This window comes from Actinosynnema mirum DSM 43827, assembly GCF_000023245.1.
GTDB lineage: Bacteria > Actinomycetota > Actinomycetes > Mycobacteriales > Pseudonocardiaceae > Actinosynnema > Actinosynnema mirum.
In genome coordinates, this window is sequence record NC_013093.1 from 5,865,640 (window position 1) to 5,881,103 (window position 15,464).

Consider the following 15,464-nt stretch of genomic DNA (forward strand, 5'->3'; position numbering starts at 1 on the left):
GGGAGAACACCAGACCGGCCCCGCGGCGCCCCGCGCGCCCGCGGTGGCCGGTCCTGCCCACGTCCAGACGAGGAGCGACATGACCGAGCGGATCACCGCATCTGGGGTGCGGATGACCTCCTTCTGGCACTGCTTCGGGACCGAGCGCCACCGGGCCGACCTCGACACCGTGATCGGCCTGCTGCGCGCGTCCGGCACGGACGTCCTGCCCATCAACACGCACCGCCTGGACGACGACCGCCGCAGGGACGCGCTGGAGCACGGCTTCGCTGGCGTCACCTACGACCGGCTCGCCGAGCACGTCGACGTCTCCGGCTACGTGAAGATGGTCAACGTCAACCTGCGCACCACCGCGGACGAGGCGGCGCACGTGGCCAAGCTGGCCGTGGAGCTGACCGGCGAACGCGTGATCAAGCTGGAGGTCCTGACCCCCGACCTGCGCTCCTCCCGCGACGCGGCGGTGGTCGAGGTGGCGCGGCGGCTGCTGCGCTGGGAGCCGTCGCTGGTGGTGCTGCCCCTGCTGTCCAACGACCACGAGGCCGCCAGGGCCGCCGTGGACGCGGGCTGCCCGCTGCTGCGCGTGATGGGCTCCCCCATCGGCGCCCGCGCGGGCATCACCGACCCGGCCGCGTTCGCCCGCACCTGCGCGCTGCCGGTCCCGGTCGTGCTCGACGGCGGCATCGGCAGCACCGACCACGTCCGCGACGCGGCGGCGGCGGGGGCGTCGGGCCTGCTGGTCAACAGCGTGCTGTTCGACGACGGCAGGCCCCCGGTGGAGGTCATGGCGGACTTCCGCGCCTCGGCGGAGGAGCACTTCGGCGCGGGCGCGCTCAGCGAGCTGACCAGGGGGTGACGGGCGCGGCCCGGCCACCACCGGGCCGTCCTTCCCGAACCATTCCCGCAGCGGATCGGGAGGGCTCCGCGCGACGCCCGGCGGTGCCGCTGTCCTCCCATTCACCGGACTAACCACCCAAAGCCCTCTATGGGTGGTATGTCGCTTTTTCACGGAGGTGCAATAGTCCTCTTCGGCACGCCGAAGAGGGGCGCTGTTTCGGTCAGAAAAAGAACGGCGCGCTCCGGGCTTCCACCGAGCCGGAGCGGCGGCGACCTCACTCGCTCGCGACCGGGTTGCGCGCCGGAATGGCAATTCAGAGCCGGCCCGCGCATTCCCGCGGGCTTTCCCGGAGCGCGCACTCTCCCGAAGCGCGCGCTCTCCCGAAGTCCGGTGCGGGGGTCGGCGGGCGCGGACCGGCGCGGTCACCCGCGACGCGGGCCCCGCGCGCGTGAGCCGCGACCGGCTAGTCGAACCGGTCCAGCCGGTCCATCCGGTCCGCCGCCGGGGTGCTCGTGAGGTGCCCCAGGGTGTTGGTGCGGCGCATCAGCCGCTCCAACGTCGTCGGCCGGTTCTCCAGGTGCAGGCGGGCGCCCGCCTGCACGACCCTGCGGTGGATCATCAGCAGGGTCGCCAGGCCGTACGAGTCGCACAGCTCCAGGCAGGCGAAGTCGATGCGCACGTCGGTGACCCCGCCCTCCTCCAGCGCGTCGACCACGGTGGCCAGCAGGACGTCACCGGTGTCGTAGGCGAGATCTCCTGCCACCGCGACGCTGGCGGTTCCGCCGTCGACGACGCGCGTGCAGGTCAAGGGGTGTGGTCGGCTCATGCGGCGGGTCCGGGGTCGGAGGGGTGGTGGGCGAGCGCGTGGTCGTGGGACCTCGGCGGGTCGGACGCGGTGGCGCCGTGGGCGGCCAGGAACGCCGTCGCCCTCGGGAAGTCGCGCAGCTCGGCCGACAGCAGGGCCACGGCGGGGCGCAGGAAGGCCGGGGGGACGCCGCGCGAGGACAGCACGTCCCCGGTCCAGCCGAGGAAGTCGGTGAACAGCTCCGGATCGTCGGTGTACAGCGCCACCGCGAGGTGCTCGACGATGTGCAGGAGGTCCTCGGCGGTGCGCTCCTGCTGCTGCTCGGTGTAGGTCCGCATCACCGGCAGCCGCTCCTCCAGTCCCGTGTAGACGGCCTTCACCAACTGCTGGGCCGTCCTGGAGATCATGGTGTACTCCTGGTCGCCCAGGTGCGGCAGGTCGTCGATCGGCTGGTGGCCGGACCTCGGCCTCGGCGGCGGACCGGCCGCGAGGTGGTCGGCGGCGGCGCGCGCGTCGGGCGCCCAGCCGTCCGCGCCGAGCAGCCGCGCGTACCGCCCGTCCACGCCGAACGCCCGGCCGCCCGCGAGCACGGGCACGCCCGCGGCCTGGCAGGCGGTGATCGTGGCGTGCGCGGTCGGCAGCCTGGTGGCCAGCGAGCCGGACAGCGCGACGGCGTCCGGGTCGGTGCGGTGCAGGTGCGTGACCAGGTGCGGCGCGGGCACCTGCGCGCCCAGGTAGTCGACCTGGAAGCCGCGCAGCTTCAGCACCTCCGACAGCAGCCGGGCGGGCAGCGCGTGCCACTCGCCGTCCACGCAGGCCACGGTGATCCGGCCGAGCGTGGGCCTGGTGCGCGCGCGCACGCCGAGCACGGTGATGACCCGGTCGTTGATGGCGGTGGCCGCGTGCTCCTGGACGACGGTGAGCCGGTTCGCCACCCACTCCTCGCCGACCCGCCGCTGCACGCCCGCGATCACGTCCAGCAGCACCGTCTCGGGGTCGAGCCCGGAGTCGAGCGCGGCCAGCACGACGTCGGTGGCGGTGTGCTCGTCACCGGCCACGACCGCCTGCCACAGCAGCTCGGAGCGCTCGGCCACCGCCGTCGTCTCGGCCGCCGTCATGACGTGAACCGCCCCGGACCGTGCCCCCCGACCGCCGTCAGGTGCTGCCCGCGCGGCGCGGTGACCGCCAGCACGGCCATGTCGTCGTGGTCGCTGGCGCCCACCCAGTGCGCGGCCAGCATCTGCACGTGCTCCACCACGGCCTCGGCGGGCATCCCGGCGCACTCGGCGAGCGCGCGGCGCAGCCGGGACTCGCCGAACATGGCGGTGTCCATGGGACCGCCCCTGGCCTCGGTGATGCCGTCGGTGTAGAGCAGGCACGTCTCGCCGGGGCCGAGGACGACCTCGGCGGTGCTGCTCTCGATCTCGGGGAGCACGCCGATGAGCGTGCCGGTGGTGTCGGCCTCCTCGACCTCGCCGCCCGCGCGCACGATCAGCGGCGGCGGGTGGCCCGCGCTGGTCAGGCGCAGCCGCACCGAGGTGCCCTCGCGGGTGACGGAGGCGAGCACGAGCGTGACGAACCGGGTGCTGCCGTTGTTGAGCAGCGCCTCGTTGAGCAGGGTGAGCATCCGGTGGTGGTCGTCGGCCATGGGCAGCAGGACCTGCAGGGCGGTGCGGACCTTGCCGGTCAGCACGGCCGCCTCCAGGCCCTTGCCGCACACGTCGCCGAGCACCACCAGGGACTCGCCGTCCTCGCCCTCGTGCACGTCGTAGAAGTCGCCGCCGACCCGCTCGGTGTCCTGGGACGGGCGGTAGCGGCCCGCGAACTCGACGCCGCCGAGGTGGGTGAGCGTGGGCGGGAGCAGCTCGCGCATCAGGGTCTCGGTGATCGAGGCCTGCTGGGCGAACATGCGGGCCGCCGACATGGCCACGCCCGCGCGGGCCGCGAACAGGCGGGCGAACGCCTCCTCGTCGGGGCTGAAGCCGCGCACGGCGGTGCGGCGCACCAGGATCAGCGCGCCCGCGGGCACGCCGTGGCCGGGCAGCGGGGTGACCAGGATGGAGCCCGCCTCGCCGAAGCCGTCGGGCAGCAGCCAGTCGGGGGCCGCCGACGGGTCGATCCAGCGGGACGGAACGGGCGGGAAGCCGCGCAGCGCCTCGCCGAGGCCGGGGACCTCGTCGGGGTCGATCAGGATGCGCCCGTGCGCCGGGGACTCGCCGCGCGCGCAGCGGGTGACCGGGTAGTCGCGCCCGCCGGGCGAGATGATCAGGGCGGCGTCGGCCAGGTGCGTGGCGGCGAGGCGGACGGCCACGCGGGCGCAGCGCTCGACGTTCAGCGACGTGAACAAGGCTGAGGACATCTCGTCCAGTAGGGCGGCGCGCTCGCGCTCGACGGCCAGCTCGGCCAGGACGTCCCGGCGCTCGGTGTCCTCGACCAGCCACCAGGCGACGGTGCCGCCGCCGTGGTCGACCGGGTGCGCGGCGAAGCTGCGGGGGCCGAAGTCGCCGGTGATCAGGGAGCCCGCCTCGGCGCCGACGCTCGCGCCGACGGGTTCGAGGTGGTGGCGGTGCGCGTCGGCCAGCCAGCCGTCGTCGAGCCGACCGCCCTCGGCGATCGAGGGCAGGAGGGCGCTCGCGGCCTGGTTCAGGCCGAGCACGATGCCGTCCGGACCCACCAGGAGGGCAGGGCAGGGGGCGCTTCGCCACGCCGTGTCGTTGTCGACGTGGGTGCTGCTCACCACTCGGTCTTCGCCCACCAGGATCACCGGGCCCTCGGACGGGGCCCCAACCTCACCGCGCCCACGTGATCGGGGCGCTGTCGAGTGCGCGGACCTGTGGTTTCAAGTCCCGGACGTTCCCCACCTTACAGGTGCCGGGGCTCGATGAGCGCACGACATCCCGACGCGCGGGCACGCACGGTCAGCTCAGCGCGGGTTCGGGGCGATTCTCGTCCACGGAGAGTAACACCGCGTGGGGTGGCACTGCGGAGTGCCCCACCCGTGGAGGTGGCCGGGCGTCGCCGCGGCGGTTCGGTGCCGCGGCGGCGCCCGGCGCGTCTCACTTGGCCAGCGGCTCGCCGGTCAGCTCCTCGGCCACGTCGTCCAGGGGCTCGCCCGCGTCCTGGTGGCGGATGCTGTCGGCGCCCTTGTGGTCGTGGGCCTTGGAGTAGCGCGTGTCGAGCGCCTTGTGGAGCTTCTTGACCGCCATGACGCACGCCTCGCCCGCCGTGGAGGCGTGGTGGCTGACCACGACCGGCTGGGCGCCCGACGGACGGGCCTCGATGGCGCACCGCAGGTCCTCGCCCTTGGCCGCGGTCTCCTCGGTGAAGTGGACCTCGACCCTGGTCACCCACCCGTCGAACCTCGCGAGGGAGGTCTCCAGCTCGGACGTGGCGAACTCGGTCAGCTTCTCCCCACCCTGGACACTGCGGTCGATGTTGACCTGCACCTGCATCGGCGTGACCTCTCATCCACTCGGCGGTTGGGAACCGTCACCCCCTCCCGTACCCGTTCGGCCGAGTACCCGAAACGCCCGGATCGGGTTCATCGGGATGATCACGCGATCGGGGGGCGCGGCGGACCGGTCGACGGCCGACCGCCGGGACGCCGGAGCGCCGGACGGGACCGGTGCGGCCCGCCCGGCGCGTGGTCAGACCAGGAACTTCGCGCGCAGCGCGGCGATCGTGGCCTCGTCGAGCCCGATGCCCTGGCGCAGGTAGGCGTCGAACCCGCCGTACAGGCGCTGGACCTGGTTCTGCGCGGCGCGCAGCCAGGACAGCTCCACCGCCCGCGGGTCGCCGGTGTAGGTGTTGCTGGCCAGGAAGTCCGCCTCCACGACCTCGGAGGGCACGCCGAGCAGGGTGAGCAGGACGGCCGTGGCCCAGCCGGTGCGGTCCTTGCCCGCCGAGCAGTGCACGACGACCGGGCCGGGGGCGGTGGCCACGGCGGTCAGGAAGTCGCGGAACGCGCGGTCGGCGCCGACGAAGTTCACCATGAACGGGTAGCCGACGGACTGGCCGAGGTCCGAGGAGCCGGAGAGCAGACCTGCGGCGATGGCCTCCAGGAGGGTCATCAGCGCCTGGTCGTGGAAGCGGACGCCGTGCTCCAGGGAGGCGACGTCGGCGACCTGGTGGGCGACGCCCGCGGGCAGGCGGTCGGGTTCCTCCAGGCGCTCCACGAGGTTGCGCAGGTCGACCACCTTCACCACGCCGAGGCCGGTGAGCCTGCGCTGCTCGTCGGCGTCCAGGTCGCTGAGCTTGGTGGAGCGGTAGAGGACGCCGTTGCGCACCCAGCGGCCGTCCGAGGTGCGGTAGCCGCCCACGTCGCGGAAGTTCTTGGCGGAGGCGAAGCCCAGGTGCCGGTCGGCGACGACGAGCGGGTCGCCCCGGTCCGGGGTCAGGCGGAAGTACCAGCGGTCGGCGGCGGGCAGCGGGGGCGCGGTCAGCGCGCCGGAGCCGCCGGACTGGCCGAGCTCGACGCCCGCGGTGGCGTCGGGCGAGGTGACGGCGGTGATCCGGACCGACCCCGCCGCCGAGGCCCACGACAGGGCGTGGCCGCCGTCCGCGCCGCGCACGGCGGTGGCCTGGGTGAACGCGACCGCCTCGGGGGCCGCGCCCGCCGGGGCGGTGAGCCCCGTGACGAGCCCGAGCACCCCGATGGCTGCCACCACAACACGAAGACCGCGCATGACGCTCCTCACCGTTCGACGGGTTCAGCAGTGCAGGGCGCGCCGTCGCAGACGTCGACGACGCGGCCGGTCCGCAGGAACTCCGCCTTCTGCGCGCGTGCGGCGGCGGAGTGCCTGGGGTCCTCGTGGGGGTCGTGGCCCCCGGTCGGGGGGACGTTCCCCGGTGGTGGGGCGGGGGTTCCGCTGTCCCACAGCACCAGCGCGCTCCCGGCGTGCGGGGCTCGGACGCGGCGGATTCCCCAGTGCGGCACGACGTCCGGGCTCCGGCCCGGCGCCAGGCTCGGGGTGAGCACGGGGACGCCCGCCGTCCTGGCCTGGACCTCGGCCGCCGCGTTGGCGACCTGGTGGTCGCCGAAAGCGATGTGCAGCAGCACTTTCCGGTCGCGCAGGAGTGGCGCGTAGCCGTTGGTCTCGGCGCGGTCCCACAGCAGCTGCATCAGGGCGATGACGACCTGCTGGGCCACCGGGTCCGGGTAGGCGGTGTCCAGGACGGCCTGGAACGGGGCGAAGTCGCTGCTGCGGTTCAGGAGCAGGCCGTAGTTCATGCCGGTGACGCCCAGGACCGCCGCGCGGACGTCCCGGTCGGCGGCGACCAGGGCGCCGCCGAGGATGCCGCCCTGGCTGTTGCCGTCGAAGACCAGGCCCGCGGCGGGGTCGAGCAGCGGGGCGGCGGCGCCGCGCAGGGCCGGGTGCGCGGGCAGGCCGTCGGGGTGGGTGAGCGCGCGACCGAGCAGGACCGCGTTGAGGATGCCCTGGACGCCGCGGTCGGGCACGGCCTGGAAGCCGGTGACGTCGGCGAGCGCGGCCAGGACGACGGGCACGTCGGCCTTGGCCATGCCGATCCAGTCGGTGGCGCAGAAGGCGAAGCCGTGCTCGGCGGCCATGGCGCGGACGTTGCGCGCGCCGACCTCGTCGCGCGAGCCGAGCAGGCCGTGGCCGTAGAGGGCCGGTCTGGCCGGGGTGCGGAAGGCGGATCTCGGGATGACGCAGCGGAAGTCGGCTTCCAGGTCGCCGTTGCGCCGCGGGACGCCCCCGTGGTCGCGCAGCAGCACCGATCCCGGTGGGCCGCCGGGGAGGGCGAGGAAGTTCGGGGCGGTGAGCCTCCCGGTGACCTCGCGGCCGATCAGGGGGTCCTGCTCGGGGGTGGGGTCGGTGGTGGCGGTGATCCGGAACTCGGGCGCGCGGTCGCCGAGGGCGCGGATCGCCTGGTCCCGCGCGGAGAACAGGTCGCCGGTGAGGGAGTGGCGGCTGGCGACGGTGAAGTCCCAGGCGAGGGTGAGCGAGCGCGGCGGGATTCCGCCGCGCGCCAGGAGGTCCAGCGCCGGGGTGAGCTGGAGCTGCCTGGGGCGCAACGGGTGCGCGGCGGGGAGCCTGCGACCGGCGAGGGCGCGGTAGGGCTCGGGAGCGGGGAGCGGGGAGCCGTCCTCGGCGCGCAGGTGGCGCAGGGCGACGACGTAGCGGTGGCCCTCGTGGAGGTTGCGCGCCGGGTGGATCAGCAGGGCGCGGCGGTCCGGGGGCGCACGGGAGTCGAGCTCCGCCCAGTGCGGCCAGCGCTCGCCGGTGGTGGCGTCGAGCAGGACGACGGGGGCGTCCGGGCGCAGGGAGCGGCCGATGTCGGTGACCGGGGGAAGGCCGGAGACCTCGGCGTCCAGGCCGGGCAGGTGGACCAGCGCGGTGGAGCCCGGCGAGAAGCCGTCGGCGCGGTTCCAGGCGGCCGGGTCGACCGGTGCGCCCGCCGCCGACCTGGGCAGGGACTCCGGGCGCAGGGCGAGCCTGCGGCCGGTGGGGGTGGTGGGGTCGGGGCGGGTGTGCCAGTCGTTCGGGAACGGGAGGGCGCACTCGCCGCCGCCCAGGGGGTCGCACGCGGCGCGTGGGGCGGTGGCGCCTGGGGTGGCGGTGTCCGGGGCGATGGGTTTCGAGGCGGCGGGTTCCGGGGCCCGCTCCCCCGCGCCGCCGCCGGGGCTCCCCGTCGCGCCGGTGAGCAGCGGGACGAGGAGCAGGGCCGCCAGGAGTCGCGTCCGCACGTCAGCGCCTCGCGGCGGTGGCGCCCGCCAGGTGCTCGGCGACGACGCGGGCGTAGTTCTCCTCGCCGCGCCGGTTCGGGTGCAGCGGGGCGGCGAGGGTGACCGGCAGGTAGCCCTCGATCCAGCGCTCGGCGTTCGGCGCGCAGGTGTCGTGACCGGCGCTCGGGCCGACCAGGTCCACGTACTCGGCGCCGTGCGCGGCGGCCCGGTCGGCGAGCACGGCGTTCATCCGGTCCACCCCGTCCTGCAGGAAGTCCGCGTCGGGCGCGAGGACCGGCTGCACCGGCCAGCAGCCGCCGGGCCGGATGTACAGCCCGTACCCGACCACGACGACCCGCGCGGCGGGCGAGCGCTCGGCGATGGTGGTGAGCGCGGCGTCCAGGCGCGGGCCCAGCTCGGCCAGGCGCTGGGTCAGGCGCTCCTGGAACTCCCCGTTGCAGGGGGTGGCGGCCGGGTCCCAGCGCACGCAGTCCTGGGCGATGCCGACGAGGCCGACGTCGTTGCCGCCCATGGTGATCGTGACCAGGCCGGTGTCCGGGCGCAGCACGTCGAACTGCGGTGGCGCGCTGCCCGCCGGGACGCCGAGCAGGGACAGCGACTGCGGTTGGGCGAGGTGCTTGGTCTGGGCGCCGCTGCAGGTGGCGTCGGACAGCGCGGCGCCCAGGGTCGCGGCGAGCACGTGCGGGTAGTTGCGGGTGGAGCGGCCACAGGCGAGCGGCCCGGTGAAGTCCGGGATGAGCGGGCCGGACGCCATCGAGTCGCCCAGCGCGGCGTAGCCGAGCGGTTGCGCGGTGGCGGCGGTGGCGGCGGTGGGGACGGCGATCGCGGTCAGTGCGGACGCGGTCAGTGCGACCAGGCCCAGCAGGGCACGGCGGGACGCGCTGGTCATGCGGGAACACCCCCGGCAGGGATCGGGTGCGGCAGGGTTGTGGGGCACAGCGGGGTTCGGGCGCGGCGGGGTTTGAGCACAGCGGGGTTCGGGCGCGGCAGGTTGTGGGCGCGGCGGGTTTCGGCGCGGCCGGGATCGGGCACGGCAGGAGGGCGCTGCGGGATCGGGCGCTGTGAAGTCGGGCGCCGTGAAGTCGGGCGCTGCGGGACCGGCGCGGCGGGGAAAGCGTTGTCGCGAAACGGTTTCGGCTGGCGCGTTGCTGCGGACGGCGGAGCGGGGTCGGCGGTCGCGGCGGTGGTCGGTCGGGGCGGGGAACGGTAGTGGCGGGGAACGGTGGTGGCAGGAGCTGCATCACATCTTGCGGGCTCGGCGCCGCCGAGATCGACTGGACGGGACGCAGACTTTCGCGGGGGACGCTGTGACGGGTGACAAGGCGCCGCCGCGGATCGCGGGCCGGGCGGTGGCCCCCGCGCTGCGGGCGGGCGCCTCGGCGCTGGCGGCGCGCGTGGTGGAGCGGTTGACCGCCGAGCTGCCGGTGTACGCGGACCTGCCGCGCGAGGAGGTCGCGGGCGACATCACCGCGATCGTGCGGCACAACCTGCTGGTGTGCGCGGACGTGCTGGAGCGGCGCGGGCCCGCGACCGAGGTCGAGCTGCGCCCGCAGCGCGAGTCGGCGGAGCTGCGCGCCGAGGAGGGCGTGCCGCTGGAGGCGGTGCTGTCGGCGTACCAGCTGGGCGCGTCGCTGTGCTGCCGGGCGCTGATCGAGGACGCGGGGCCGGACGACCTGCCGACCGTGCTGGAGGTGGTGGAGGGGCTGCTGGGGTTCCAGCGGCAGCTGACCGCCGAGGTGACGCGCGCCTACCAGCGGGCCGCGCTGGACGGGCGGTCCGGGCGGCACGCGCTGCTGGCCGCGCTGCTCGCGGGCGAGGGCCCTGAGGCGCCGGGCGGGTACCTGGCGCTGGAGCTGCTGCTGCCGCCGCACCGGGACGAGTCGGGCGCGGGGGCGCGGATCTCGGCGCGGCGGAAGCTGCGGCGGGTGCTGGCGGTGCTGGACGGGTTCGCCGACGAGCCCGCGCTGACCGCGCTGGACCACGCGGGTGGCACCGCGCTGCTGCCGCTGGCGGCCGAGCCCGCGTGGCCCGCGGTGCGGGCGCTGGTGGAGCGGTTGGCGCGGGCGGCGGACGTGCCGGTGACGGCGGCGGCCGGGTACGCGGGCGCGCCGGGGGTGCCCGCGGCGGTGGCGCGCAACGCGGAGGTGCTGGAGGTGGTGCTGCGGACCGACCGGGGGCCCGGCGCGCACCGGTTGGCGGACGTGCTGCTGGACTACCAGCTGAGCAGGCCGAGCGGGGCGCTGCTGCCGCTGGCGGGGCTGGTGGCCGCGCTGGAGCCGAGGCCGGAGCTGCTGCGCACCCTGGAGGTGCACCTGGCACTGGATCTGGACCGCAGGGCGACGGCGGCCCGGCTGCACCTGCACCCGAACACGGTCGACTACCGGTTGCGCCGCATCCACCGGTTGACCGGGTTGTCGCCGACCCGGCCGCAGGACTGCCGCAGCCTGGCGGCGGCGCTGGTGGCCCGCAGGTTCACCGGCGACCCGCGCCCCTGAACACGCCCCCACCAGCGGTGACGCCCCGCTTTTCCGAAGATCGGGAAGCCCGGCGGGCGGTCGTCGACGTGCGCCACCCCACACCGACTATGAAAACGGTTATCGTCCCACTTACAGTGGGCGCACCCCCGTCGCCGATCCCCACCCAGGTGTCCCCGTGCGCTTCCCCACCTCGCTCGCCCTGCTCACCGTCCCCCTGCTGCTCGCCACGTCGGGCTGCTTCGCGGGCGAGCAGGCGGCGGAGGGCTCCTCCTCCGACCGCGTCAAGATCGCCATGCTCCAGCCGCCGCGCTTCGGCCTGACCCCGTTCAGCGACGACGCGTTCAAGCTGTCCCGCTGGGCCACCGCCGAGACCCTGGTGACCCTCGACGCGGACGGGAACGCCCTGCCGGGCCTGGCGACCGACTGGACCAGGACCTCCGACACCGCCTGGGAGCTGACCGTCCGCGAGGGCGTGAAGTTCCACGACGGCAGCGACCTGACCGCCGACGCCGTGGTGAACACGCTGACCCGCGCGGGCAAGGCGTCCCCGAAGCCGCGCATCCTGGACGGCGTCCAGCTCACCGCGCAGGCCGCCGGGAACAAGGTCACCGTCACCACCGCGACCCCCGATCCCCTGGTGCCGCAACGGCTCTCGTCGCCGCAGCTGGCGATCCTGGCTCCGGGCGCGTACGCCGAGGACGGCAAGGTCAACCCGGTCGGCACCGGCAGCGGGCCGTTCGTGCTGGTCAAGGTCGGCGGCACGAGCACCGCCACGCTGGACCGGTTCGACGGCTACTGGGGCGAGAGGGCCAAGGCCGCCGGCCTGGACGTGTCGTTCGTGCCGGACGGCACGGCGCGCGCCGCGTCGGTGCGCACCGGCGAGGCGCACATCGCCGAGACGGTCCCGGTGTCGCAGGCGGCGCTGCTGGACCCGGCGCTGCTGACCGAGGTGCCGATGCCGCGCACCAACACGCTGTACCTGAACACGCGCGGCGGCCCGATGGCCGACCCGGCGGCGCGCGCGGCGGTGCGCGCGGCCGTGGACGCCGAGGAGATCGTGAAGGGCGTCTACGAGGGCCGCGCCGATGTGGCGAAGGGCCTGCTCGGCCCGGCGCTTCCGTGGACCGTGGGCGAGCGCGAGCCGCTGGCCGACCGGACCGCGCCGGGCGCCGCGAACGGCGCGTCGATCACCATCGGCACCTTCACCGACCGGGCCGAGCTGCCCGAGGTGGCCTCCATCGTGCAGCAGCGGCTGGAGGACGCCGGGTTCACCGTGAAGCAGGACGTCCGCGAGTACGCGCACATCGAGCAGGACGCGCTGGCGGGCAAGTTCGACGTCTTCATCCTGTCGCGGGCGACCGTGCTCGACTCCGGCGACCCGGTCGCCTACCTGCGCTCGGACTTCACTTGCGGCGGCTCGTTCAACATCTCCGGGCTGTGCGACCCGGCCGTGGACGCGGCCGTGCAGGCGGCGGAGGGCGCCGAGGCCGGTCCCGAGCGGCGCGCGGCGATCCTGGCGGCCGAGGCGGCGGTCCTGCGCACCGACGCGGGCGTCCCCCTGCTGCACGAGCGGGTCATCCAGGCGGACGCGGCGAACGTCGTGGACTCGGCGAAGGACCCGCGCGAGCGGGCGCTGGTCACCTCCGCCACGCACATCCGCTGACGATCAGGTTGTTGATGGACAAGGGTTTCTGACGTTGTTCAAGTTCGGGACCGCGGCGTCCAGGGTCGTGTCGATCACGGCCGTGGTCGCCGCGGTCGGCCTCGTCCCGTGGTTGGCCGGGCGCGACCCGGCGCTGTCGATCCTGCGCGCCCGCTCCGGCGAGCAGGACCCGACCGAGGAGGCGCTCGGGTCGATCCGGCGCGAGCTCGGTCTCGACGCGGACCCGCTGGCGCTGTTCGGGAACTGGCTCGCGGACGCGGTGCGCGGGGACCTCGGCACGTCGTGGGTCAACGGGCAGCCGGTGCTCCAGTCGGTGCTGGCCGGGGTCGGCGTGTCGATGACGCTGATGGGCGTGGCGCTGGCGGGCGCGCTGCTGGTCGCGACGGCGCTGTGCGTGCCGACGATGCGGCGCGGGCTGCGCGGCGAGCACGGGCGCGGGGGCGGTGCCGCGGCTGCGGTCCTGGCCGCCGCGCCGGAGTTCCTGCTCGCGGCGCTGCTGATCGTGGTGGTGTCGGTGTGGCTGGGCTGGTTGCCGCCGTACGGCTGGCAGGGCCCGCAGCACCTGGTGCTGCCCGCGCTGGCGATGGCGCTGCCCGCCGGCGCGGTGCTGGGCAGGCTAGTGGACGACGCGCTGCCGCCGGTGTTCGGCGAGCAGTGGGTGTCGCTGTGGCGGTCGTGGGGCTGCTCGCGGGCCGTGCTGGCGCGGGGCGTGCTGCGGCGCGCGCTGCCGCCGGTGCTGCCGCAGGTGGGGCTCGCGGCGGTCGGGATCATCGGCGGCGCGGTGTCGGTGGAGGTGGTGTTCGCCATCCCCGGCGTCGGGCGGACCGCGCTGGGCGCCGCCGAGTCGCAGGACCTGCCGCTGCTGCAGGGCTCGGTGATCGTGCTGCTGCTGGTGGGCGTGATCGGCGGCGTGGTGTCGGCGCTGGCGCGGCGGTGGGTGCTCGGCCCGGCGCTGCGCGACGCGGCGCTGATCACGCCCCCGCCGGTGCCGGTGCGCGGGCACCGGGCCGTGGTGGCGTGCGCGGGCGGCGTGGTGGCGGTGCTGACGGCGTGGGGGCTGACCCGCGACCCGCTGCGCCTGGACACCACCGCGCGGCTGTCCGCGCCGAGCTGGGCGCACCCGCTGGGCACCGACTCGCTGGGGCGGGACGTGCTGGCGCGGGTCGGGCACGGGGCGCTGGCGACGGTGGGCGTGGCGGTCGCGGTGTGCGCGTTCGCGTTCGTCGTGGCGCTGCTGCTGGGCTTCCTGCCCTCGGTGACGCGGGCGGCCGCGGAGACGGCGAACGCGGTGCCGCCGGTGATCGCGGGCCTGCTGGTGGCGGCGACGCTCGGGCCGGACGGGAGCAGCGCGGCGCTGGCCGTGGCGCTGGTGTCCTGGCCGGTGCTGTCGGAGCACGCGGCGTCGCTGGTCGAGGAGGCTCGGGCGGCGCAGCACGTGGCGGAGAACCGGGCGCTGGGTGCGAGTCCGATGTGGACGCTGCGCAAGCACGTGCTGCCCGCCGTGGTCGGGCCGCTGGCGCGACACGCCGTGCTGCGGCTGCCGGGCATCGCGCTGGCGCTGGCGTCCCTAGGATTCCTCGGGCTGGGCACTCCGCCGCCCGCCCCCGAGTGGGGTCTGCTGCTGTCGGAGACCCTGCCGTACGTGGAGCGCGCGCCGTGGGCGACGTTGGCCCCCGCGGGCGCCCTGCTGGCGCTGGCGGTGTTCGCCGTGTCCCTGGCCGCCTCAGCCCGTGTTCCGAGGAGGTCGTAGATGGGTCGCGCGGTGGTCGGGCGCGGGGTGGTGCGCGCGGACGCGCTCGCCAGGCTGCTGGTGGGGACGCAGTTCGCGTTCAACGTGGGGTTCTACGCGGTGCTCCCGCACCTGGCGGCGCACCTGAGCGGCGGGCTGGGGCTGGCCGGGTGGCTGGTCGGCGTGGTGCTGGGGCTGCGGACGTTCAGCCAGCAGGGCATGTTCGTGGTCGGCGGCGCGCTGGCGGACCGGTTCGGGCCGCGTCCGGCGGTGCTGGTCGGGTGCGCGCTGCGGGTGGTCGGGTTCGGGTGGCTGGCGTTCGCCTCGGGCACGGCGTCGGTGATCGGGGCGGTGCTGCTGATCGGGTTCGCGGCGGCGCTGTTCTCGCCCGCCGTGGAGTCGGAGGTGGCGCGGCAGGCGCTGGAGCGCGAGCAGCGCACCGGTGAGCCGAGGACGCGGCTGCTGGGGACGTTCCACGCGGGCGGGCAGGCCGGGGCGCTGATCGGCCCGGTGCTCGGGGCTCTGCTGCTGGGGCAGGGGTTCCAGGCGGTGGCCCTGGCGGGCGCGGCGGTGTTCGTGGTGATCCTGGTCGGGCACTGGTTCCTGATGCCGGGCCGCGAGCCGGTGAAGCCGCCGCCCCTGACGTTCCGGGGCGTGGCGGGGAACCGGGCGTTCTTGTTGTTGTGCCTGGCCTACGGCGGGTACCTGGTGATCTACAACCAGATGTACCTGACGCTCCCGGCGGAGCTGGAGCGGGCGACGGGCGGCCAGGCGGCGCTGGGGTGGCTGTTCGCGCTGTCGTCGGTGCTGGTGGTGGCGCTGCAGGTGCCGCTGTCGAAGTGGGCCGGGCGGGCGCTGACCCCGGCGTCGGCGCTGCGGTGGGGCCTGGGCGTGCTGGTGGTCGGCTGCGCCCTGCCCGCGCTGCTGCCCACGACCGGCCTGACGGGGTCGGTGGTGTTCGTGGTGCTGCTGACCGGCGGCCAGATGCTGGCGGCCCCGGCGGCGCGCGCGCTCGTGCCGGACCTGGTGGACGAGCGGCTGCTGGGGACGTTCATGGGGGCGATGTCGTCCCTGTCGGGGCTGCTGGTCCTGGCGACCTCGGCGCCGCTGGGCGCGGTCGCGGAGGCGGGCGGGGCGGCGATGTGGCTGGGGATGGCGGTGATCCCGCTGGTGGGGTTGTTGCTGGTGCCGCGGACTGCTCGGGCTTGAGGCCGGGCTCGTGGTGACGTGCCCGGCGCCCGGCGCG

General features: G+C 75.5%; 12 protein-coding genes. 5 read left to right on the top strand and 7 right to left on the bottom strand.

The genetic code is table 11. From position 1 onward, the window contains the following. The first annotated feature begins 79 nt into the window (after positions 1–79). Entirely contained in the window at positions 80–853 is a 774-nt protein-coding gene (locus AMIR_RS24425) for a beta/alpha barrel domain-containing protein (RefSeq protein ID WP_015803631.1), read from the top strand. Between the two features lie 445 nt (positions 854–1,298). On the opposite strand, the gene AMIR_RS24430 is transcribed toward AMIR_RS24425, so the two are convergent. The 7 genes from AMIR_RS24430 to AMIR_RS24460 all read right to left on the bottom strand — a co-directional run bounded on the left by AMIR_RS24430 (position 1,299) and on the right by AMIR_RS24460 (position 9,238). Further along, complete coding sequence (locus AMIR_RS24430) at positions 1,299–1,643, bottom strand: STAS domain-containing protein (protein WP_041836994.1); 345 nt, start codon at positions 1,641–1,643, stop codon at positions 1,299–1,301. Between the two features lie 14 nt (positions 1,644–1,657). Further along, the gene (locus tag AMIR_RS24435) at positions 1,658–2,758 is read right to left on the bottom strand and encodes a cobalamin B12-binding domain-containing protein (RefSeq protein ID WP_015803633.1); all 1,101 of its coding nucleotides are present in this window, start codon (positions 2,756–2,758) and stop codon (positions 1,658–1,660) included. Beyond that, positions 2,755–4,377 carry a PP2C family protein-serine/threonine phosphatase gene (locus AMIR_RS24440; RefSeq protein WP_240438665.1) on the bottom strand — a complete coding sequence of 541 codons (1,623 nt, stop codon included), beginning with the start codon at positions 4,375–4,377 and terminating at the stop codon, positions 2,755–2,757. The genes AMIR_RS24435 and AMIR_RS24440 overlap by 4 nt, the downstream gene beginning before the upstream one ends. Before the next feature lie 319 nt (positions 4,378–4,696). Next, entirely contained in the window at positions 4,697–5,092 is a 396-nt protein-coding gene (locus tag AMIR_RS24445; RefSeq protein ID WP_015803635.1) for a hypothetical protein, read from the bottom strand. A 195-nt stretch (positions 5,093–5,287) separates the two neighbouring features. Continuing rightward, a complete protein-coding gene (locus AMIR_RS24450; protein WP_015803636.1) occupies positions 5,288–6,325 on the bottom strand; it encodes a tyrosine-protein phosphatase in 1,038 nt (345 codons plus the stop codon). Between the two features lie 8 nt (positions 6,326–6,333). Beyond that, on the bottom strand, positions 6,334–8,349 hold the full coding sequence (locus tag AMIR_RS24455) for a hypothetical protein (protein ID WP_015803637.1): 2,016 nt from the start codon (positions 8,347–8,349) through the stop codon (positions 6,334–6,336). A gap of 1 nt (position 8,350) precedes the next feature. Further along, a complete protein-coding gene (locus AMIR_RS24460; protein WP_015803638.1) occupies positions 8,351–9,238 on the bottom strand; it encodes an SGNH/GDSL hydrolase family protein in 888 nt (295 codons plus the stop codon). Positions 9,239–9,656: 418 nt separating this feature from the next. Between AMIR_RS24460 and AMIR_RS24465 the strand changes: the two genes are divergently transcribed. The 4 genes from AMIR_RS24465 (at position 9,657) to AMIR_RS24480 (ending at position 15,427) form a co-directional block, all read left to right on the top strand. Continuing rightward, positions 9,657–10,844 (top strand): PucR family transcriptional regulator, encoded by a 1,188-nt coding sequence (locus AMIR_RS24465; RefSeq protein ID WP_015803639.1) that lies wholly within the window; start codon positions 9,657–9,659, stop codon positions 10,842–10,844. A 157-nt stretch (positions 10,845–11,001) separates the two neighbouring features. Further along, positions 11,002–12,489 carry an ABC transporter substrate-binding protein gene (locus AMIR_RS24470; protein ID WP_015803640.1) on the top strand — a complete coding sequence of 496 codons (1,488 nt, stop codon included), beginning with the start codon at positions 11,002–11,004 and terminating at the stop codon, positions 12,487–12,489. Positions 12,490–12,523: 34 nt separating this feature from the next. Then, the gene (locus AMIR_RS24475) at positions 12,524–14,239 is read left to right on the top strand and encodes an ABC transporter permease subunit (protein ID WP_015803641.1); all 1,716 of its coding nucleotides are present in this window, start codon (positions 12,524–12,526) and stop codon (positions 14,237–14,239) included. After that, positions 14,240–15,427, top strand: coding sequence for an MFS transporter (locus tag AMIR_RS24480; protein ID WP_015803642.1), 1,188 nt, complete (start codon positions 14,240–14,242; stop codon positions 15,425–15,427). Positions 15,428–15,464 lie beyond the last annotated feature (37 nt).